Source organism: Thioalkalivibrio sp. AKL19, assembly GCF_000420165.1.
Classification (GTDB): Bacteria; Pseudomonadota; Gammaproteobacteria; order Ectothiorhodospirales; family Ectothiorhodospiraceae; genus Thioalkalivibrio.
The window spans coordinates 47,510-69,156 of sequence record NZ_ATUK01000013.1 but is presented as its reverse complement, the minus strand read 5'-3'; the positions used below and the strand labels follow the sequence as shown (position 1 = coordinate 69,156).

Annotated in this window: 19 protein-coding genes; 4 read left to right on the top strand and 15 right to left on the bottom strand. The window is 66.2% G+C overall.

Features of this window, described 5'->3' with window-relative positions; all coding sequences use genetic code 11:
- Window positions 1-44: 44 nt before the first annotated feature.
- Both dnaE and rnhB read right to left on the bottom strand, forming a co-directional pair.
- On the bottom strand, window positions 45-3,518 hold the full coding sequence (gene dnaE, locus F817_RS0108575) for a DNA polymerase III subunit alpha (protein ID WP_024327258.1): 3,474 nt from the start codon (window positions 3,516-3,518) through the stop codon (window positions 45-47).
- On the bottom strand, window positions 3,515-4,117 hold the full coding sequence (rnhB, locus tag F817_RS0108570; protein ID WP_024327257.1) for a ribonuclease HII: 603 nt from the start codon (window positions 4,115-4,117) through the stop codon (window positions 3,515-3,517). Before rnhB ends, dnaE begins: the two co-directional genes overlap by 4 nt.
- A 119-nt stretch (window positions 4,118-4,236) precedes the next feature.
- Here rnhB and F817_RS0108565 point away from each other — a divergent pair, with 119 nt between their 5' ends.
- Genes F817_RS0108565 through lpxB form a run of 3 tightly spaced genes read left to right on the top strand, consistent with a single transcriptional unit; the run spans window position 4,237 to window position 7,545 of the window.
- The gene (locus F817_RS0108565; RefSeq protein WP_024327256.1) at window positions 4,237-5,238 is read left to right on the top strand and encodes a Gfo/Idh/MocA family protein; all 1,002 of its coding nucleotides are present in this window, start codon (window positions 4,237-4,239) and stop codon (window positions 5,236-5,238) included.
- On the top strand, window positions 5,235-6,332 hold the full coding sequence (locus tag F817_RS0108560; protein ID WP_024327255.1) for a DegT/DnrJ/EryC1/StrS aminotransferase family protein: 1,098 nt from the start codon (window positions 5,235-5,237) through the stop codon (window positions 6,330-6,332). The genes F817_RS0108565 and F817_RS0108560 overlap by 4 nt, the downstream gene beginning before the upstream one ends.
- Window positions 6,333-6,372: 40 nt before the next feature.
- Entirely contained in the window at window positions 6,373-7,545 is a 1,173-nt protein-coding gene (gene lpxB / locus F817_RS0108555; RefSeq protein WP_024327254.1) for a lipid-A-disaccharide synthase, read from the top strand.
- A 445-nt stretch (window positions 7,546-7,990) separates the two neighbouring features.
- Here the strand turns inward: lpxB and lpxA are convergent, their stop codons facing one another.
- The 13 genes from lpxA to rpsB form a co-directional block, all read right to left on the bottom strand.
- Window positions 7,991-8,773 carry an acyl-ACP--UDP-N-acetylglucosamine O-acyltransferase gene (gene lpxA, locus F817_RS0108550; RefSeq protein ID WP_024327253.1) on the bottom strand — a complete coding sequence of 261 codons (783 nt, stop codon included), beginning with the start codon at window positions 8,771-8,773 and terminating at the stop codon, window positions 7,991-7,993.
- Window positions 8,770-9,264 (bottom strand): 3-hydroxyacyl-ACP dehydratase FabZ, encoded by a 495-nt coding sequence (fabZ, locus tag F817_RS0108545; RefSeq protein ID WP_196801209.1) that lies wholly within the window; start codon window positions 9,262-9,264, stop codon window positions 8,770-8,772. The genes lpxA and fabZ overlap by 4 nt, the downstream gene beginning before the upstream one ends.
- 96 nt (window positions 9,265-9,360) lie before the next feature.
- Entirely contained in the window at window positions 9,361-10,374 is a 1,014-nt protein-coding gene (lpxD, locus tag F817_RS0108540) for a UDP-3-O-(3-hydroxymyristoyl)glucosamine N-acyltransferase (protein ID WP_024327251.1), read from the bottom strand.
- Window positions 10,352-10,867, bottom strand: coding sequence for an OmpH family outer membrane protein (locus F817_RS0108535; protein WP_024327250.1), 516 nt, complete (start codon window positions 10,865-10,867; stop codon window positions 10,352-10,354). The genes lpxD and F817_RS0108535 overlap by 23 nt, the downstream gene beginning before the upstream one ends.
- 41 nt (window positions 10,868-10,908) lie before the next feature.
- Entirely contained in the window at window positions 10,909-13,242 is a 2,334-nt protein-coding gene (bamA, locus tag F817_RS0108530; RefSeq protein WP_369774207.1) for an outer membrane protein assembly factor BamA, read from the bottom strand.
- A gap of 74 nt (window positions 13,243-13,316) precedes the next feature.
- Window positions 13,317-14,678, bottom strand: coding sequence for an RIP metalloprotease RseP (gene rseP / locus F817_RS0108525; RefSeq protein WP_024327248.1), 1,362 nt, complete (start codon window positions 14,676-14,678; stop codon window positions 13,317-13,319).
- Complete coding sequence (ispC, locus tag F817_RS0108520) at window positions 14,675-15,877, bottom strand: 1-deoxy-D-xylulose-5-phosphate reductoisomerase (RefSeq protein ID WP_024327247.1); 1,203 nt, start codon at window positions 15,875-15,877, stop codon at window positions 14,675-14,677. Before ispC ends, rseP begins: the two co-directional genes overlap by 4 nt.
- A 21-nt stretch (window positions 15,878-15,898) precedes the next feature.
- A complete protein-coding gene (locus tag F817_RS0108515; RefSeq protein WP_024327246.1) occupies window positions 15,899-16,735 on the bottom strand; it encodes a phosphatidate cytidylyltransferase in 837 nt (278 codons plus the stop codon).
- A complete protein-coding gene (gene uppS / locus F817_RS0108510; RefSeq protein WP_024327245.1) occupies window positions 16,728-17,480 on the bottom strand; it encodes a polyprenyl diphosphate synthase in 753 nt (250 codons plus the stop codon). Before uppS ends, F817_RS0108515 begins: the two co-directional genes overlap by 8 nt.
- 12 nt (window positions 17,481-17,492) lie before the next feature.
- Window positions 17,493-18,050, bottom strand: coding sequence for a ribosome recycling factor (gene frr, locus F817_RS0108505; protein WP_024327244.1), 558 nt, complete (start codon window positions 18,048-18,050; stop codon window positions 17,493-17,495).
- Entirely contained in the window at window positions 18,043-18,780 is a 738-nt protein-coding gene (gene pyrH / locus F817_RS0108500) for a UMP kinase (protein ID WP_017941792.1), read from the bottom strand. Before pyrH ends, frr begins: the two co-directional genes overlap by 8 nt.
- Window positions 18,781-18,882: 102 nt before the next feature.
- On the bottom strand, window positions 18,883-19,752 hold the full coding sequence (gene tsf / locus F817_RS0108495; protein WP_024327243.1) for a translation elongation factor Ts: 870 nt from the start codon (window positions 19,750-19,752) through the stop codon (window positions 18,883-18,885).
- 60 nt (window positions 19,753-19,812) lie between these two features.
- Window positions 19,813-20,592, bottom strand: coding sequence for a 30S ribosomal protein S2 (gene rpsB, locus F817_RS0108490; RefSeq protein WP_024327242.1), 780 nt, complete (start codon window positions 20,590-20,592; stop codon window positions 19,813-19,815).
- 245 nt (window positions 20,593-20,837) lie between these two features.
- Between rpsB and map the strand changes: the two genes are divergently transcribed.
- Window positions 20,838-21,623, top strand: coding sequence for a type I methionyl aminopeptidase (gene map, locus F817_RS0108485; protein WP_024327241.1), 786 nt, complete (start codon window positions 20,838-20,840; stop codon window positions 21,621-21,623).
- The last annotated feature ends 24 nt before the right edge of the window (window positions 21,624-21,647 follow it).

The following is a 21,647-nucleotide window of genomic DNA, read 5'->3' as shown; positions in this document are numbered from 1 at the left end:
CGGCAATCCCCGCTCCCGTTCGCGGACGGAATCTCCCGGCCTCCTTACCGTCCGTACAGCACCTGGGCCTCGCAATCCGGCCCCAGGGATTGCTGGATGCCTCGCAACAGCCGTTCGTCCGGCTGGATCGTCCAGCCCTCCGGCAGACTGATATCGGCCTCCAGCCCGTCCCGCCGGTAGCACATGTGCACCCGGCAAGTCCCTTCGCGATGCGCCTCCATCAGGCCGCGCAGATGGGCGACCTGCTCGGGCACCACACCCTCCAGGCACAAGTGCAGCGCGCGCGCCCACTGTGCCCGCGCCTCGTCCAGGCTGTACACGTCCCGGGCGCGCATCCGGATACCCCCGGCGTAGTCATCCAGCGTGACCGTGCCCTCCGCCACCAGCAGGGCATCCGGCTCCAGGCGATCCTTGTAGCGGGTGAAGTCGTCGTTGAACAGCACGACTTCGGCACGCCCGCTGCGGTCGTCCAGGGTCACGATGCCCATGCGCCCGCTCTGGGTGTTGCGCACCCGAACCCCGACGATCAGGCCGGCAATGCGGACGGTTTCCTGCTTGCCGCGCCACTTCTGCCCCTGCGGTTCGTCCGGCCGATCCTCCAGCTTCGCCTCCAGCGCCTGCAGTGTCGTTCCGGTCAGCCGCAACAGCTCGTCCCGGTAGCGCTCTACCGGGTGACCGGTCAGGTAAAGACCCAGGGTGTCCTTCTCGCCGCGCAGCCGCTCGTCGTCCTCCATCTCCTCGAGGGTCACGCTTTCCGGGATGACGGCCGCGGCGGGGTCTCCGAACAGGTCCACCACGCCCAGGCTGGCATTGCGCTCGGTCTGCTCAGCCGCCGCGACCGCCATGGGGATGTCGTTTAGCAGCGTCGCGCGATTGGCGCCCAGTCCGTCCATGGCCCCGGCTCGCACCAGCGTCTCCAGCACGCGCTTGTTCAGCTTGCCGAGATCCACGCGCTGGCACAGGTCCACCAGCCCGTGGAAGTCGCCGCCCTCGCCACGCGCCTTCAGCAGCGTGTCGATCGCGGACTCGCCCACGCCCTTGATCGCGCCCAGGCCATAGACGACCGTCTGCGCATCGCGACAGGTGAAGCGGTAGTCGGACTGATTGACGTCCGGGGGCAGGACCTCCAGGCCCATGTTCCGGCATTCCTCGATCAGCCCGACAACCTTGTCGGTGTTGTCCATGTCGGCGGACAGCACCGCGGCCATGAACGGCGCCGGATAATGCGCCTTGAGCCAGGCCGTCTGATAGGCGACCAGGGCATAGGCCGCGGAGTGCGACTTGTTGAAGCCGTAGCCGGCGAATTTCTCCATCAGGTCGAAGATGTAGGTCGCAACCCCTTCGTCGACCCCGCGCCCCAGCGCGCCCTCCAGGAAGATCTCGCGCTGCTTGGCCATCTCCTCGGGCTTCTTCTTGCCCATCGCGCGGCGCAACAGATCCGCACCACCCAGGGTGTAGTTGCCCAGCACCTGGGCGATCTGCATCACCTGCTCCTGGTACAGGATGACGCCGTAGGTCGGCTGCAGGATGGGCTCCAGGTCCGGGTGCGGGTACTCCACCTGGGCGCGCCCGTGCTTGCGGTCGATGAAGTCGTCCACCATGCCGGACTGCAACGGACCCGGGCGGTAGAGCGCCACCAGCGCGATGATCTCTTCGAAGCTGTCCGGCTGCAGGCGGCGGATCAGGTCCTTCATGCCGCCGGATTCCAGCTGGAACACGGCGGTGGTCTGGTAGTCCTTCAGCAGGCGGAAGGTCTCGGGGTCATCCAGCGGGATCGCATCGAGATCGACCTGCACCGAGGCATCCATCTTGCGGACGTTATCCACCGCCCAGTCGATGATGGTGAGCGTGCGCAGGCCCAGGAAGTCGAACTTCACCAGGCCGACCGCCTCGACGTCGTCCTTGTCGAAGTGGGTCACCAAGGAACCACCGTCGTCTTCGCAGTACAGCGGCGAGAAATCCGTCAGTGCGGACGGCGCGATCACCACCCCGCCCGCATGCTTGCCGGCGTTGCGGGTCAGGCCCTCGAGTTTCTGCGCGAGGTCGATGATCGCGCGGACCTCCTCGTCCTCGTCATACAGGGCCTTCAGGTCCTCGCTCTCGGTCAGGGCCTTCTGCAGCGTCATGCCCAGCTCGAACGGGATCAGCTTGGCAATGCGGTCGACGAAACCGTAGCCGTGCCCGAGCACGCGCCCGACATCGCGCACGACCGCCTTCGCCGCCATGGTCCCGTGGGTGATGATCTGCGAGACCTTGTCGCGCCCGTAGCGCTCGGCGACGTAGTCGATCACGTCGTCGCGTTTCTCCATGCAGAAGTCGACATCGAAGTCGGGCATGGAGACGCGCTCAGGATTCAGAAATCGCTCGAACAAAAGTTCGTAACGCAATGGATCCAGATCGGTAATTCCAAGCGCATAGGCGACCAGAGAACCCGCGCCGGAGCCACGCCCCGGCCCCACCGGGATCCCGTTGTCCTTGGCCCACTGGATGAAGTCCGCCACGATCAGGAAGTACCCGGGGAAGCCCATCTGGCAGATCACGTCCAGCTCGCGCTGCAACCGCGCCTGGTAATCTTCCTGCGGCGCAAAGCAGAAACGCTCCAGGCGGGCGGCCAGCCCCTTCGCGGAGGTCTCCCGCAGGTGGTCCTCCACCGTATAGCCCTCGGGCACCGGGAAGTCCGGCAGCACCGATTCGCCCAGGGTCAGGCTCACGGCACAGCGCCGCGCGATCGCCACGCTGTTCGCCAGGGCCTCGGGGATGTCCGCGAACAGTTCGCCCATCTCCTCGGGCGAACGCAGGTACTGGGCCTCCGAGTAGCGGCGCGGGCGGCGCGGGTCATCAAGGGTCACGCCATCGTGGATACAGACGCGGGCCTCGTGGGCCTCGAAATCCTCGGGCCGCAGGAAGCGAACATCGTTGGTCGCCACCACCGGCAGGTCAAAGGCTTCGGCCGCGGCCAGGGCCTGCTCGATCCAGGCCTCCTCGCCCGGACGATCGCTACGCACCAGCTCGAGATAGAAACGCCCCGGGAAACGCTGCATCCACGGTTCCAGGTCTTCGGGCAGGAGGGCCCGAGCCGTCCCCGAACCATTCACGAACAGCCCGTCGATACCCCCCGACAGCGCGATGAGGCCCTCGGCCGCCGCGTCCAGCCAGGCGCAGTCCACCCGCGGGATACCCTTCTCCTGGCCTTCCTGCCAGGCCCGGGAGATCAGCCGGGTCAGGTTGCGGTAGCCCGGGTCGTTCTGCGCCAGCAGGGTCATGCGCGCCAGGCTGCCGTCGGCGCGCGCATCGCGCACCAGCACGTCCGCCCCGATGATCGGCTGCACGCCCTGCCCAATCGCGGCACGGTAGAACTTCACCAGCCCGAACAGGTTGCAGTGGTCGGTCACCGCGACCGCCGGCATCCCGCCCTCGACCACCGCATTCACCAGCGGCTTCAGGCGGACCAGGCCATCGATCAGGGAATATTCCGAATGCACCCGCAGATGCACGAAGCCGGGACGATCTCCACTCATGTCCCATCCCCCTGTTCCCGCGCCGCCAGGGCGCGGGCGACGGGCCCGAAGCTGCGCCGGTGCTGCGGACACGGCCCCAGTGTTTCCAGCGCCGCCCGGTGGGCCGCGGTGGGATAACCGGCGTGACGGTCAAAGCCGTAATCGGGGTACTCCGCGTGCAGGTCGTCCAACCAGCCATCGCGGGCGACCTTCGCGATGATCGAGGCCGCGCTGATGGCCGGGACCGAGCCATCCCCGCCCACGATGGCCTCGGCCGTCCAGGGCCCGTCGGGGGTAAAGCGACCGTCGACCACGAGGTGCGCCGGCGCGATGGACAGGCCCGCGACCGCGCGTTGCATGGCCAGCAGCGTCGCATGATGGATGTTGAGCGCGTCGATCTCCGATGCCTCGGCCCGACCCAGCGACCACGCCAGGGCCTCCGCGCGGATCTGCGCGTCCAGCGCCTCCCGGCGTTTCGCCCCGAGCTTCTTGGAATCGGTCAGCCCGGGGCAGGCGTAGCCCTCCGGCAGGATGACGGCTGCGGCGACCACCGGCCCGGCCAGCGGCCCGCGCCCCACCTCGTCCACGCCGGCGACATGGCGCTGCGCTGCCTCTGTCATGGAGTCTCCACCACGGTGAACTGCGGGAAATCGCCCGGACGCAACCATGCGCCGCGCCGGGGATCCGTTACAATAGCGCCGAAAATCCTAGCACACCCCCTCCGGATCCGAGCCTACCCATGTCCCAAACCCCGTTACGCTGCGCCGCCATCGGCGTGGGCCACCTTGGCAAATGGCATGCCGCCAAATACGCCGCCCTGCCGGACACCGAGCTGGTCGCCGTGGTCGATGCCGATTCCGAAACCGCCAACCGCATCGCCGCCGAACACGGCTGCCGGGCGGAGACCGATCATCGCGCCCTGATCGGGCAGGTCGATGCGGTCTCCATCGCCGCCCCCACCACCCTGCACTACGACATCGCCCGGGACTTCCTCGAGGCCGGCTGCCACGTGCTGGTGGAAAAGCCGATCACCGCGACCCTGGACCAGGCCGAGGCCCTCAACCAGATCGCCGAGCAACAGGGCGTGGTCCTGCAGGTCGGGCACCTGGAACGCTTTAACGCGGCGCTGCGCCGGCTCACCGAGAGCCCGCTGCACCCGCGATTCATCGAATCGCACCGCCTGGCGCCCTACAAGCCGCGCGCCACCGATGTGTCGGTCGTCCTCGACCTGATGATCCACGACATCGACATCATCCTGTCGCTGGTGGACGCGCCTCTGACCGAGATCCGTGCCTCCGGCGCCCGCGTGCTGACCGGCGACATCGACATCGCCAACGCCCGCCTCGAGTTCGCGAACGGCTGTGTGGCCAACGTGACCTCCAGCCGCATCAGCACCAAGTCCGAGCGCCGCATGCGCATCTTCCAGTCGCATGCCTATGCCTCGGTGGACTTTCAGAACCGCATCCTGTCGCTGAACCACATCGGCGAGCCGGACCCCGAGACCGGCGCCCCGGCCATCCACCGCGAAGAGAGCGTGTTCGACGAAGCCGACGCCCTGCTGGCCGAGATCCAGGCCTTCGTGGCCGCCGTGCGCGGTCAGGGCCCGGTGGTGGTCAGCGGCCGCGACGGCCAGCGGGCCCTGGAAACGGCCAGCCGCATCACCGACCTGGTCTACGAGAACCTGAACATCATGAGCCGGGCCGACGGCCCGCACAGCCACCTCGAAGGAGTCAAGCCGTGATCCCGATGGTCGACCTGCAGCGCCAGTACCAGAGCCTGCGCCCCGAAATCGATGCCGCCCTACAGGAGGTGCTGACGGGCGCCCGCTTCATCCTGGGCCCCAACGTGCAGGCCCTGGAACAGGAGCTGGCCAAGTATCTGGGCGTCGAGCACGCGATCACCTGCGCCTCCGGCACCGATGCCCTGCACCTGGCCCTGGCCGCGGCCGGAATCGGCCCGGGTGACGAGGTTATCACCACCCCGTTCACCTTCATCGCCACCGCCGAGGCCATCCGCTATGTCGGGGCCGACCCGGTATTCGTGGACATCGACCCGCGGACCTTCAACATCGACCCGGACCAGGTCGAGGCCGCGATCACCGAGCGCACCCGCGCGATCCTGCCGGTCCACCTGTTCGGCCAGCCGGCGGATATGCCGCGGCTCCAGGCCATCGCGGAAAAGCACAAGGTGATGATTGTCGAGGACTGCGCGCAATCCTTCGGCGCGACGGTCGATGGCGTGCAGACCGGCGCCGCCCACGCATTTGGCTGCTTCTCGTTCTTCCCCAGCAAGAACCTCGGGGCCTTCGGCGACGGCGGTCTGGTTACCACCAGCTGCCCGTCCTCCGCCGAGGCCCTGCGCCGTCTGCGCAACCACGGCTCCAGCGAGCGCTACTACCACGACGAGATCGGCTACAACAGCCGGCTGGACGAGATGCAGGCCGCGATCCTGCGGGTGAAGCTGCCGCACATCGATACCTATAACGCCGAGCGCCGCCGGGTGGCGGCGCGCTACCGCGATGGCCTGGCCGGGCTGCCGGTGGAGGTGCCGTTCGAGGATGGCATCGGGACCCACGTGTATCACCAGTACACGCTGCTGACCGATCACCGCGACGCGATCATGGAGGCCCTCAAGGCCGCTGACGTGGCCTGCGCGATCTACTACCCGGTACCCCTGCACCAACAGAAGGCCTTCGCCGACCTTGCCAACCGGCCGGACTCACTGCCCGTGACCGAAGACGTCGCCGCGCGCTGTCTGTCCCTGCCGGTGTTCCCGGAACTCGAGGACGCCACCGTCGACATGATCTGCGGGAAGATCCGCGAAGCGCTCGCATGACCCCACCCCGCCACGCGCCTACCGGAGCCCGGCGCCGGCAATGACGCAGCATGTGGTGGTCTGCGCCGGCGAAAGCTCCGGGGACGCCCTTGGGGCCGGGCTGGTCCACGAGCTCTCCGCGCTGGAACCCGGACTGCGCTACTCGGGTATGGGCGGGACCCAGATGCGCGCCGCCGGTGTCGACACGTTGATCGATGTATCCGAACTGGCCGTGGTGGGCCTGGTCGACGTGCTGGTCAACTATCCACGCCTGCGCGGGCTTTACCGACGCATGACCCGGCATCTGGAGACCACGCGCCCGGACTTGCTGGTGCTGGTCGACTACGTCGAATTCAACCTGCGTCTGGCGGCCCATGCCCGACGTCTGGGCATTCGGGTACTGTTTTATGTCAGTCCGCAGCTGTGGGCCTGGCGTGCGGGACGCATCAAGCGGATTCGCCAGTCGATCGACGCGATGGCGGTCCTGTTCCCGTTCGAAACCGAGGTCTACGAGACCGCCGGCGTCCCCGTGCGCTATGTAGGCAACCCGCTCGTCGACCGGGTTCAACCGCCCCAAGCACCGATTCGGGAAACGCTGGGCCTGGCGCCCGCCACGCGCCTGGTCGGCCTCCTGCCCGGAAGCCGCAGTGGCGAGCTGAAACGCCACTGGCCCATGCTCGTGGATACCGCCCGGCGCCTCCATGCAACACATCCGGACCTGCGGTTCGCGGTGTCGCTGGCTCCCGGCGTGACCGCCAGCCGCCTGGCCGAACTCGCAGCCTGCGACGACCTTCCAGTGCAGTTTGTAGGAGGTGACGCGGAGACCCATTCCCTGATGGCTGGTGCCGACCTGCTGCTGATCACCTCCGGCACGGCGACGCTGGAGGCCGGCCTGCTACAGGCTCCGATGCTGGTCTTCTACCGCATGGGGGCGCTGAGTCATGCCGTCTTCTCCCGGCTGGTCCGGCTCGAGAACATCGCCCTGGTCAACATCGTCGGCGGTGAGCGCCTGGTGCCCGAGTACCTGCAACACGATGCCACCGCCGAGCGCCTGGCCCGCGACGCCGCGGACCTGCTCGACCGCCCCGCGGCCCTGGAAGCGATGCGCGATCGCCTGGCGCAGGTGCGTGAACGCCTGGGCGATGGCGGGGCGGATCGGCGAGTCGCCGAAATGGCGCAGGAACTCCTCCACCACGGGCATCTGCTGACCACCAAGACCCATCAAGCCACTTAACGAACCACACCGCTTTCTTGATTGCACCACAGAGGACACAGAGTGCACGGAGAAGGTCAAGCGCGGTTCACAGGAAGATGGGAAGGCAGGAAGGGGGTACACGGGTGGGGCCCCGGCTGGCCGGCAGCATCTGTAAGCTTTTGAGGGATCGTCGTTGCGAGTGTCGCGCGGCAATCTTCAGTGAGGACGAGGCGCCCTCGCCGTCCGCCACGTCGCTTTGCGCCCCGGGATGACGAATTCGTCGATCCCCTGGATTGCACACCGGTCATGGCCAATTCCGTTTGCGGCTGCAGCCACCGCCCGGCCAAAAGACCCGTTTCCTTGAAACATACGAACCTGAATTTCTTGCCTCTTCCCAACTTCCTGTGAATCGCCCTTGACCTCGACCTTCTCCGTGCACTCCGTTTCCTCGGTGGAACAATGACACGGGAGTCGGGGTGCAATGTCAGTGGGGGCGGCCACCGCGCAGGATGCCGCGGCGACTGCCCCGCACGAAGCCGATCAGGTTGCGCACCTCGGGCACATCGGTCTCCTCGAACATCGTGTCCAGGTGGCTCTCCCGACCGGCGCGGCCCCGCATCCCCTGGATGAACACCCGATGAAGCGCCTGGATGGCCTCGTTGGAGAAGCCGTTGCGCTTGAGACCCACCTTGTTGATCCCGATCAACCGCGCATAGTTGCCGCTCGCCAGGCAATACGGCGGCAGGTCACGGTTGAGCGCCGCACCCATGCTGGTGAAGGCGTAGGTCCCCACCCGGCAGAACTGGTGGACCAGGGTAAAGCCGCCCAGCGTCGAGTGGTCCTGGATCTCCACGTGCCCGGCCAGCGAGGTGGCATTGGAAAAGATGATCCCGTTCCCAATGGTGCAATCGTGGGCGATATGGACGTACGCCATGATCAGGTTGTCATGGCCGATCACCGTCTCGCCCAGCCCCTTCTCGGTGCCCCGGTGCAGCGTCACCGACTCGCGGATCACGTTGCGGTCGCCGATCACCAGCCGGGTCGGTTCGCCGCGGTAGCTGGTGTCCTGGGGTTCCTCCCCGAGCGAGGAGAACTGAAAGATCCGGTTGTCACGCCCGATTTCGGTCGGCCCCTTGATCACCACGTGCGAGCCGACCCGGGTGCCCGCCCCTATCTTCACATTGGCGCCGATGACCGAGAACGGCCCGATCTCCACCGAGCTGTCGATCTCGGCGCTGGGATGGACGTCGGCCCGCGGGTCGATCACGCCGGGATTTCCTGGCCGGAACACATCAACTGCGCGGTGGCGCACACATCGTCGCCCACCTTCGCCACCGCATCGAAGCGCCAGATGCCGCGCACCGTGCGCTTGAGATCAACCCGGAGGTGGAGCTGGTCGCCGGGCACCACCTGGCGCCGGAAGCGCGCCTCGTCGATCCCCACAAACAAATAGAGCTGCTGCTTGTCCTGGTTCTCGTTGCGTGCCTCCTCGGTCTTGAATGCCAGGAGGCCGGTGGCCTGGGCCAGCGCCTCGAGGATCAGCACACCCGGCATGACCGGCTTGATCGGAAAGTGCCCCTGGAAATAGGGCTCGTTGATGCTGACGTTCTTGATTCCCGTCAGATAACTGCCCGCCTCCCAATCCAGCACCCGGTCCACCATGAGGAACGGGTAGCGATGCGGCAGGTAGCGCATGATCTCCTGGACGTTAAAGTCATCCACGCGGGTGTCCTTTTTCTGATCCTTGTTGTGCCGCATCCGGACCGCTGCGCGGACGTTCAATACGACGCTCGATGCGACCGTTCCCCACAACACGGGTCGGGTCCGAATATTCCCGGGGTCACCCCCGTCCGGCTAACGCGCCAAACGGCGCAATCGAGCCAGCATGCGATTCCACAAACGCGCCTCTTGATGCGGGACCCCCGAGGCGTAGTGACCGGACCGGTCGATGGACCGCGTGACCAGGGTCATCGCATGAATCGTGACGTGATCCGCAATGGAAAGATGCCCGAGGATCCCGGCGCCGCCCCCGATCGCGCAGTGCGCGCCGATCCGGGCGCTCCCCGCGATGCCGACACAACCGGCAATGGCGGTATGGTCGCCAATCTCGACGTTATGGGCAACATGAACGAGGTTGTCGATCTTCACACCCGTGCCAATCCGGGTCGCCTGCAACGCCCCGCGGTCAATGGTGGTATTGGCGCCGATTTCCACATCAGACCCGATCTCGACACCACCCAGTTGTTCAATCTTCTCCCAGCCCTGCGCGCCTGCGGAGGCGAACCCGAAACCGTCGGCCCCGATCACGCAGCCGCTGTGAAGGATGCACCGCTCCCCCACGACGACCCCGGCGAGCAACGAGACCCCGGGATGCAGGAAGGTACCCTCCCCGATCGTTACCCCTTCGCCCACCACGCACCGGGCCTCGACGACGACCCCCGACCCCACCGATGCCCCGGCACCGATCACTGCTCCCGGCCCGACAAACGCATCCGCGGCGACCCGCGCCGCGGGATCGACAAAGGCCCCCGGATGGACCCCGGCAGTCCGCGCACGCCGAATGGCGCCGAGACATTGGCTCGCGCGGGCATACCCCAGATAGACATCATCCAGGTGAATCAGGGTGCGGCCCGGCACGGCTTCCACGTCCGCCCTTTCCGGGACCAGGATCACGCCAGCGGCACTCGCCCGCAGGGCTTCGTCCTGGCGCTGGGTGTCGATGACAAAGCTCAGGTCTCCAGGGCCGGCGGTCGCCAGCGGGGACAGACCGGTGATGCGGCGCTCGCCGTCCCCGGCAAGCCGCCCGTCGAGCGCCTGTGCCAGCGAGCGGGCCGAGTACCCGCCGTCAGTCTCGCTGCATCGCGGCAAGGATGTCGTCCGTGATGTCGATCCGGTCGCTGGCATACAGCACGTTGCGCTCGGTCAGGATCAGGTCGATGTCGCGTTCGCGGGCGAGATCGACGATGGCATCGTTGATCCGCCGCTGGAGCTTGGCCAGCTCCTCGTTGCGACGCACGTTGAGGTCCTCGCTGAAGCTCTCCTGCGCACGCCGGAACTCGCGCGAGCGCTGCGAAAACTCGCGTTCCAGGTCCGCGCGTTCCGACGGGTTCATCAGGTCCCCGTCACGTTCCAGCCGATCCCGCAGGCGCTGCAACTCCTCGCGTTCCGCCACCAGTTCGGAATCACGCGGGGAGAACTCGCGTTCCAGCTCGCGCATGGCCTCTTCCGCCTGGGGCGAATCCTCGAGGATGCGGTTCATGGTGACAAAGGCCACGTTCTGCGCACCGGCCACGGCCGGCAGTGCCAGCCAACCGCTCGCCACCAGCATCACCGCCGCCAGCCAGGCAACTCCGGATCTCATACCGCCTCCCGATGCCCTTGCATCGCTTGCACCGATCATCCTCAGAAGCTGGCCCCCAGGAGGAACTGGAAGCGCTGCAAATCATCGCCCGGCTGGTTATTGAAGGGTTCTGCCACGCTGAAGCTCAGCGGGCCCACCGGCGAGAACCAGGTCACCGCAACACCGGCCGATGCACGCAGTTCACTGGTATCGAAATCCGAGACCTCGTCGAACACGTTGCCGGCGTCCACGAACGTGCTCATCCGTACCGCATCGTTATCCGCGGCAAACGGCATCGGGAAGAACAGCTCCGCCGACAACGTGGTCCGGAAGCGGCCGCCATAGGGATCGTCGTTCGAATCCCGGGTCGCGGTCTGTCCGTCCCGCAACGGACGCAGGTCACCCAGACGGTTGTCCTCGTATCCTCGAACGGAACGGATGCCGCCCGCAAACAGGCGTTCGTAGAACGGGACTTCATCGCCGCCGTAACCATCCGCATACGCCAGTCCGGCGGACAGGCTGAAGGAATAGCGATCGGACAGCCGGAAGATCTCCTGACCGGAATAGGTCAGCTTGTAGAACTCACGGTCGCTGCCCGGCACCGCCACTTCCAGACCGACACGATGCCGTCGCCCTTCCGACGCGAAGGTGGTGCTGTCCCGTGTGTCGTGAATATAGCTCGTCTCCAGCTTGTAGAGGTTCGCGGAGTCGCCGAATTCGTCCAGCTCGTCGATGATCTCGTCCGGGGTCCCGATACGGGTGTCAGACCGGTCGACCGTCTCGATCTCGATGTTCTCGAAGCCTGGCCGTACCTGGATTCGGTCGAACTCCGAAAGCGGGATCCCGTAGGTCACGTCAAATCCATAACGGTTCGACGAATACCGCGAGATATTGGCCTCCTCGGCATCGATCTTGCGGTAGAACACGGAGAAACCGCGACTTGCTCCGGACGGGGTGAAGTGCGGATTGGTCACGCTCATCCGGAACAGCTGGTTGACGTCGCTGGTACTCACCTCCGTGGAAAAGCGGTTGCCGGTCCCGAGGAAGTTGTCCTGCGTCAAACTCGCGGTCAGCAGCAGGCCCTGGTTCTGCGAGAACCCAGCGCCCAGGGACAGGGCCCCGGATTGCTGTTCCGTCACCGTGATATTGAGGTCCACCTCGTCATCGGTGCCGGCGACCCGTTCGGTCTCCACGTTCACGCTCTGCACGAACGGCAGCCGCTGGATGCGCACCCGCGAACGCTCGATCAGCGCCCCGTTGTACCAGGCGCTCTCCATCTGGCGAAGCTCACGGCGATAGACGCGTTCCTCCGTGTTCTGGTTGCCGGTGATCCGGATGTTGCGCACGTAGACGCGGGGGCCCGGGTCGACGAAGAACGTGATCGACACCTCGCGGTTATCCTCGTCCACGTCCGGAACCGGATTCACGTTGGCGAACGCGAAACCTTCACGGGTCAGGCGCTCGCTGATGCGCTCGGCGGATTCGGTCACCTGGCTGCGCGAGAACGGCGCATCGATGTCCACCTCGATCAGCTCTTCCAGTTCCTCGCGCGGGATCACGAACTCCCCGGCGAGGTCGACACCGGTCACGGTGTAGCGCTCACCCTCGTCCACGTTGATGGTGATGAACAGATCCCGGCGGTCCGGCGTGAGTGTTACCTGGGTAGAGTCGATATCGAACTCGAGAAACCCCTGGTCCAGATAATGCGAGCGCAGCTGCTCCAGGTCTCCGGAGAGCTTCTCCCGCGAATAGTTGTCGCGGCGGCTGAAGAAGGCCCACCAGCGCGGCACGCCGGACTCGAACCCGCGGGTCAGCTCGCGCGTGCTGAAGCTCTCGTTGCCGACCACGTTGACCTGGCGGATCTTCGCCACCGGCCCTTCCGCGATGTCGATCTCCACGTCTACCCGGTTGCGCGGCAGGTCGACGATCTCGACATCGATCTGCACGTTGTAGCGGCCGCGGGCGAAATACTGCTGCCTCAGCTCGCTCTCGATCCGGTCCAGCATCGTCCGATTGAACACGCGGCCCGAGCGCAGGCCGGCGGAATTGAGGGCCTCGCGCAGACCCTCGTCGGGGATATCGCGGTTGCCGGAAAAATTGATCTCGTTGATGGCGGGGCGTTCCGAGACGATCACCACCAGCACATCGCCACGCCGGGCGATCTCCACATCATCGAAGAAACCGGTCTGGAACAGCTCGCGGATGACCTCCGGGCTGCGACTGTCGTCGAAGGTATCGCCCACCTGTACGGGCAGATAGCTGAGGGCGGTCCCGGCGGTGATCCGCTCAAGCCCCTCGATCTCGATGTCCTCGATCTCGTAGGCCTGGCCCCAGGCCGTACCCGCCAGGCCCAGCAAACCGACCAGGGCCATTCCTCTCAAGCTGTTTCGCGCCATGCTCTCCGCCAAAAAAAAGGCCGCTCGGCAGGCCAGTCGAGGGCACCCGGAACAAAACTCCCGAATGCCCGCGCCTAACCGAACAGTCGTGTCAGGTCATTGTACAGGGCCAGTGTCATCAGGCCCGCGATCGCCAGCAGACCCACCTGCTGGCCGATAATCTGGGTGCGTTCCGACACCGGACTACCCTTCACCGCCTCCGCGGCGTAGTACAGCAGATGCCCACCGTCCAGCATCGGAATCGGCAGCAGGTTGATGATCCCGAGCGACACGCTCACCAGCCCGAGAAATCCCAGAAACGCCGAGATCCCGATCAGTGCCGAGACCCCCGCGAACTCGGCTATGGTAACCGGTCCGCTGATATTTTTAACCGACGCATCCCCGGTAATCATTCGCCACAGGATCCCGAGCGTCAGCACCGACACGTCCCACGTGCGCTGCGCGCCCGAGACGAACGCCGACACCGGCCCCTGGCGAACCAGCACGGCCATGTCCCGGGCCGCCGCCTGATTGGTATCCACGCCCGCACCAATCCGGCCGATCATCCCGCCGTCATGTTCCACCGCCTCGGGCATCATGCGCAGTTCCAGGGTGCGCCCGTCCCGCTCCACCGTCACGCGAAGGTCCGCCTCCGGTTGCGCGCGCACAACTTCGACCCAGCGGTTCCAGTCGGCCACGGGCTCGCCGTCCACGGCCAGCACGCGATCCCCCGGCTCCAGCCCGGCCGCCGCCGCGGGACTCCCGGCCTCCACGGTACCAATGCGCGGCTCCAGCAGGGGCCGATAGGGCTGCAGACCCAGCTTGTCGAGGAACTGCCCCTCACCCAGCAGCGCCTGGCGATCCCGCAGGTCGACCTCTCGCACGACTTCGCGGCCATCGGCATCACGGACCAGCAGCGTTACGGCCTCGCCACGCACCGCGTGATCCAGCAGCCGCAGGTTGGCCTGTTCCCAGTCCACCACCGCGCGATCGCCGACCCGAAGGATCTCCTGCCCGCGCTCGAGCCCGGCCTCGGCGGCCGGTGAATCCGGCGCAACATCCCCGAGAATCGGCTTGATACCGCCCACGCCCACCATGAACATCACCGCGTACACAACGACCGCCAGCAGGAAGTTCGCGGCCGGTCCTGCCGACACCACAAAGGTACGCGCCCCAAGCCCCTTCTGGTTGAAGGCCCTCGGGACCTCCTCCGGCGCGACGGCCCCCTCGCGCTCGTCCAGCATCTTCACATAGCCACCCAGCGGCAGCGCGGCGACCACGAACTCGGTCCGATCCCGTCCGAAATGGCGCTTGTACAGCGGACGACCGAAGCCAACGGAGAATCGCAGCACCTTCACGCCCATCAGACGGGCCGCCAGGTAGTGCCCGTATTCATGCACGGTCACCAGCACGCCGATGGCCACCGCGAACGCCAGCAGGCTTGTCAGGAATGTCATGACACCACTTTCCGGGCGTTCGCGACCTGTTCGCCGGCGATCTCGCGCGCCCGCCGGTCGGCGCCCAGGACCCGATCCAGCGAATCCACCGGCTCCGCATCCATCGCGTCCAGGGTCGCGGCGATGACCGCCGGAATCTCGCTGAACGCCAGGCGTTGATCCAGAAACGCCTCTACCGCCACTTCATTGGCCGCATTCAGCACGGCGGTGGCGGTCCCGCCCTGTTCCAGCGCGCGATAGGCGAGCCCCAGCGCCGGGAAGCGTGCCGCCTCCGGTTCGAAGAACTCCAGCTTGCCCATGGTCAGCAGATCCAGTGGTTCGACGCCCGACTCCATGCGCTCGGGCCAGGCCAGGGCATGGGCGATCGGCGTCCGCATATCCGGATTCCCGAGCTGGGCCAGGACCGAACCGTCGTCGTAGGCAACCATCGAGTGCACAATGCTCTGCGGATGCAGTACCACCTGGATCGCCGCCGGCGGCACCGCAAACAGCCAGCACGCCTCGATCACCTCCAGGCCCTTGTTCATCATCGTCGCGGAGTCCACCGATATCTTGCGCCCCATGTCCCAGTTTGGATGGGCACAGGCCTCGTCGGGGGTGATCCCGCCAAAGCTGCCCAGCGGACGGTCGCGAAAAGGGCCGCCGGATGCTGTCAGCCAGATCCGGCGCGCCCCGTGCGGGGTCACCGACTCCGCACAGACATAGCCATTGGGCAGGCACTGGAAGATCGCATTGTGCTCGGAGTCGATCGGCAGCAAGCAGGCACCGGAACGGCGCACGGCATCCATCAGCAAGGCCCCGGACATCACCAGGGCCTCCTTGTTGGCCAGCAACACCCGCTTGCCGGCCTCGGCCGCGGCCAGCGTCGGCAGCAGCCCCGCAGCCCCGACGATCGCCGCCATCACCGCATCGACCCGCGCTTCCCGAGCCACATCCGCAAGGGCCTCCGGTCCCGTCCGGACCTCGGTCTCTGCACCCGCGGCCGCCAGCGCCGTGCGCAGGGACTCGGCCGCCTGCGGCTCGACCATGACCGCCACCTCGGGCCGGTGCGCAAGGCACTGCTCGCGCATTCGCTCCACATTGCGATGCGCCGTCAGCGCATGGACGCGAAACCGCTCGGGCTGACGCGCGACCACGTCGAGCGTGCTCATGCCGATGCTGCCGGTCGATCCGAGAATCGTGATGTTCATCGTGTTCATGGACACCTGCCTGCGTTCGCGCTACGCCGCCACCGACGGCATCGGGACCAGCGCCAGCCAGAGCAAGCCGGCCAGAAAGACGGGGGCCGCCGCAACCATGCTGTCGAACCGGTCCAGAATACCCCCGTGGCCGGGCAGCAAGGAACCACTGTCCTTGGCTCCGGCCTCGCGTTTCAGGATGCTCTCGAAGAGGTCACCCACGACCGAGACCAGACCGATCAGCACTGAAAGCAGCAGGAACACCAGCGCATCCATCGGGTCGAGCCCCCACACCCCCGCCCCCACGATCGCGAAGGCCAGCACGGTCAACAGCCCCCCGAATAGACCCTCACGGGTCTTGCCGGGGCTGATATGGGGCGCGAGGGCATGCCGGCCGAACGTCTTGCCGGCAAAGTACGCGCCCGTATCCGCCAGACCGACGAGCACGACCAGGTAGACCACCAGCAGGGGCGCCAGGGCATGCAGCCAGACCAGCGCCATCCCGGCCGGGACCAGCGCCACGATGGCCGCCACCGCAAAGAGCGCCCCCCGCCGGCCGTGCGCCTCCCCTTCGTGTTCGCGATAGAACGGCAGGATCAGCAGTACGACCAGCCACCAAATCAGGGCCAGCCCGAGAATCAGATAGTGCATAGCCGCGACCGGCGCCACGCCCAGTGCGAGCACCGGAGCGCCCACTGCCAGTACCAGCGACCCCCGCGGCGCCGCGCCCTCGAGCCCGGCCAGCCCGGCCCACTCCCAGGTCGCGAGACCCAGGACCAGCAACACCAGCAGGAGGACCGCCCAATTGGGCCCCCAGGCCACCAGGCCCAGGGCTGGCAGGCCCAGGGCGGAGGCCGTCAGGATGCGCTGCCTAAGCACTGGGCACCTCGCCCGGCTCCGGTCCCGCCGCGCTGGCTATCACCCGACCGAACCGACGCTGCCGGCGCGCATACCAACTCAGCCCTTCCTGAAGCTCGGCCGTGCTGACATCGGGCCAGAAGGTCTCGATGAACAGAAGCTCGGCGTAGGCGGACTGCCACAGCAGGAAGTTGCTGATCCGCCGTTCGCCACCGGTGCGGATCAGCAGGTCCACGTCCGGCAACCCGGCGGTGCTGAGATACCCGGAGAAGCTGGCCTCGGGATCCGGTGCTTCGTCGCCGCCCGCGACCCAGCGGCGTGCCGCCTGGAGGATGTCCCAGCGCCCGCCGTACCCCAGCGCCACCACCAGGCGCATGCGTTCGTTGCGTGCGGAGGCCTGCTCGGCTTCAGTCATGCGCGCCTGGAGATCCTGCGGAAAGCTTGCGCGATCACCGATGAAGGTCAGGGCAATGCCGCGTTCGACGAGTTCCGGGAGTTCCGCCTCGATGGCGGACACGAACAGCTCGAACAGGGCCTCGACCTCGTCGCGGGGCCGGGACCAGTTCTCGCTGCTAAAGGCAAAGAGAGTCAGCGTGTCGACGCCCTGTTCGGCGAAGAAACGAACCGCCTGGCGCGTGGCCTCCAGCCCGGCGCGGTGCCCCTCGGAGCGAGTCAGGCCACGGGCTTCGGCCCAGCGCCCGTTGCCATCCATGATAATGGCCACATGCGCGGGCAACGCCTCGCTGGGTGTACTGGAAACCGGCATCGCGGGCGCCGGTCAGACTTCCATCAGCTCGGCTTCCTTGTCCGCGAGCATCGCATCCACCTTGGCGATGTGATCGTCGGTCAGCTTCTGGATCTGATCCTGTGCCTTGTGCTCGTCGTCCTCGGACATTTCCTTGTCCTTGACCAGCTGCTTGAAGGCGTTGTTGGCATCCCGCCGGATATTGCGCACGGCCACCCGCGCATGCTCGGCCTCGGCGCGCACGACCTTGACCAGATCGCGGCGACGTTCCTCGGTCAACGCCGGCAGCGGCACCCGGATCGTCGTCCCCATGCTCGCCGGATTGAGCCCCAGATCGGAGGTCATGATGGCCTTCTCGATCTTGCCCACCATGTCCTTCTCGTAGGGCACCACGGCCAGCGTCCGCGCGTCTTCCGCCGTGATGTTCGCGACCTGATTGATCGGCACTTCCATGCCGTAATACTCCACGTGCACGTGCTCGAGCAGCGTGGGGTGGGCGCGTCCGGTGCGGATCTTCGACAGCTCGTTGCGCAGCGCTTCCAGGCTCTTGTCCATGCGCTCGCGCGCATCCTTGATGGTGGCGTCACTCATTGCGGGATCCCTCGACCAGGGTGCCAACCGCCTCGCCCATCACGAGCCGTTGCAGGTCGCCCCTGGCAAACATGTTCATTACACGAATCGGCAGGCCATTGTCGCGGCACATCACCAGCGCCGTGGTGTCCATCACGCCCAGGCGTTGTTCCAGCGCGTCGTCGAACGTCAGGCGCTCGTAGCGCCGGGCGTCCTTCGTGGTCACCGGGTCGGCATCGTAGACCCCGTCGACCTTGGTCGCCTTGATCATGATGTCGGCGTTGATCTCGATCGCCCGCAGGCTCGCCGCGGAATCGGTGGTGAAGAACGGATTGCCGGTACCGGCCGCAAACACCACGATGCGCCCCTTTTCCAGGTGCCGCACCGCACGGCGGCGGATGTAGTCCTCGCACACCTGGTTGATGCGGATCGCCGACATCACACGCGAGAAGCGTCCGGCCCGTTCGATCGCATCCTGAAGCGCCAGGGCATTGATGACGGTCGCCAGCATCCCCATGTGGTCGCCGGTCACCCGATCCATACCACCCTGCGCCAGCCCCGCACCACGGAAGATGTTGCCGCCACCGATCACGATGCCGACTTCCACCCCCATGCGGGAGAGCTCCGAGACCTCTTCGGCCACCTGCGCCAGGACATCCGGGTCAACCCCGTAGGATTGCTGGCCCATCAGGGCCTCCCCGCTCAACTTCAGAAGGATGCGCCGGTACGCGGGCTGGCTGTCCTGACTCATGAGGTTCCTTGTCTCGGGCTCGTTTATTCTCGCTCGCCAGATTTTTCTGGCCTTTTATCCGGAAGCGGCCGCATCAAGCGGCCGCCCCGGGGTTCTGCTGCCTCAGGCGCCGCGCGCCTGGGCCATTACCTCTTCGGCGAAGTTCTCGGTCTTCTTCTCGATGCCCTCGCCGACCTCGTAGCGGATAAACCCGGACACGGAGGCCCCCTTGCTTTCCAGCAGCTGGCCCACGGTCTGGTCGGGATCCTTCACGAACGGCTGGCCGACCAGCGTGATCTCGCCCAGGTACTTGCGAATCCGACCCTCGATCATCTTCTCGATGATGTTCTCGGGCTTGCCGGACTCCTCGGCCTGCGCCTTGAAGATCGCGCGTTCCTTGTCGAGCATCTCGGTCGGAACCTGGCTCTCGTCCACGCATACCGGGTGGCTGGCCGCGATATGCATCGCGATGTCCTTGGCTAGCTGCTCGTCGCCGCCGTTCAGGCCGACCAGGACGCCAATTCGGGCCCCGTGCTGGTAGAAACCCAGCGCGCCTTCGGCCGACATCCGTTCGAAACGACGCACCTGGACATTCTCGCCGACCTTGGCGATCAGCTGGGTGCGCTGCTCTTCCAGGGTCTGACCATCGACCGTTTCGGCCATCAGGCCTTCCACCGAATCGGCGGAGGTGTTCAGCGCCACCTTGGCGCACGTCCCGGTGAAGGCACGGAAGTTGTCGTCGTTGCCGACGAAGTCCGTCTCGCAGTTGATCTCGACGATCACGGCGCGCGAACCCTCGCTGGCAATCTCGACGCGGCCCTCGGCGGCAACCCGGTCGGCCTTCTTGTCGGCCTTGGCCATGCCTGACTTGCGCATGGCCTCCACGGCCGCTTCCAGGTCACCCCCGGTCTCGGTCAGGGCCTTCTTGCATTCCATCATGCCGGCGCCCGTGCGCTCGCGCAGTTCTTTCACTTGTGCAGCAGTAATCTGCATCGTTGCGTGCTCCTGAATCATGCTCGGGTCGGCCGCCTTCGTGGCGACCGACCCCGGTTATCAAGCGGGGTTGGCGGGCGACGCGGTGTCGGAACCGTCAGTGGAGGCCGCAGCGGCCGGTTCGGCGAATTCTTCTTCGCTCACACCGCCGGTGCTGACCGCGCCCTTGGCTTCGATGATGGTATCGGCGATCGCCGCCACGTACAGCTGGATCGCGCGCATCGCATCATCGTTGCCCGGGATCACGTAGTCCACGCCTTCCGGGGAATGGTTGGAATCGACCACGGCCACCACCGGGATGCCGCGCTTCTTCGCCTCGGCCACGGCGATCTTCTCGTAGCCGACATCGATCACGAACATCGCGTCGGGCATGCGGTTCATGTCCTTGATACCGCCCAGGCTGCGGTCCAGCTTGTCCTTCTCGCGGCGGCGGCTCAGGGCCTCGCGCTTGTTCAGGACCTGGAAGCTGCCGTCGGCGTCCATCGTCTCGAGGTCCTTCAGGCGCTTGATCGACTGCTTGACCGTGTTGAAGTTGGTCAGCATGCCGCCCAGCCAGCGATGGCTGACGTGCGGCATGCCGCAGCGCCGCGCCTCTTCCGCCACCACATCACGCGCCGAGCGCTTGGTGCCGACGAACAGGATCTGGCCACCGTCGGCCGCGATCTTGCCGAGGAAGTTCAACGCATCGTTGAACATCGGCAGGGACTTCTCGAGGTTGATGATATGAATCTTGTTGCGTTCCCCGAAGATGTACGGGGCCATCTTGGGATGCCAGTAACGCGTCTGGTGGCCGAAGTGCACACCGGCCTCCAGCATCTGTCGCATAGTCACGAGGGACATGAGTTTTCTCCTGTAACGGGTTGAGCCTCCACGCATCCCGATCTGAAACCCGAACCGAATCTTCTTCGCGAGCGGGCACCCGACAGACCGTGCCGATACGTGTGTGGATTAAGGTTTCGAATGCCGGCCCGGCAAAGGGCGGCTTCCGGCCCCGCCGAATTGCCAGCGAGGCGCGCGCTTTATAGCATAGGACGCTTATCCGAACCAAACGCCGAGCCCCTCCGGGCGCCGCGGCGGGAGCCCTCATGTCCGTTTCCATCAAGACCCCCGAAGAAATCGAACACATGCGCGTCGCCGGCCGGCTGGCCGCCGAAGTCCTCGAGATGATCGAGCCCCACGTGCAGGCTGGCGTGACCACCGGGGAACTGGACCGGATCTGCCACGACTACATCGTGAACACCCAGGACGCCATCCCGGCCCCGCTGAACTACCGCGGCTTTCCAAAGTCGATCTGCACCTCGGTGAACCACCAGGTCTGTCACGGCATTCCCGGTGACCGCAAGCTGAAGAACGGCGACATCCTCAATATCGACATCACGGTCATCAAGAACGGCTTCCATGGCGATACCAGTCGCATGTTCGTGATCGGCAAGGCCGGCATCCAGGCCCGGCGGGTCATCGACGTCGCGCGGGCCAGCATGTACCTCGGCATCCAGCAGGTGCGCCCCGGTGCCACCCTGGGCGACATCGGGCACGCCATCCAGGAATATGCAGAGGCCCAGCGCTGCTCGGTCGTGCGCGAGTTCTGCGGTCACGGGATCGGTCGCGGCTTCCACGAGGATCCCCAGGTCCTGCACTACGGCAAGCCGGGCACCGGCATGACACTGGAAGAAGGCATGTGCTTCACCATCGAGCCCATGATCAACGCCGGGCGTCGCCACACGCGCATCCTGGCCGATGGCTGGACCGCCGTGACCAAGGACCACAGCCCCTCGGCACAGTGGGAACACACCATCCTGGTGACGGCCGACGGCCACGAGATCCTGACCCTGCGCAAGGACGAGACACCCCCGCAGGAGATCGCCGCCTGATCGCGGACTTTCTCGTCCAATTCC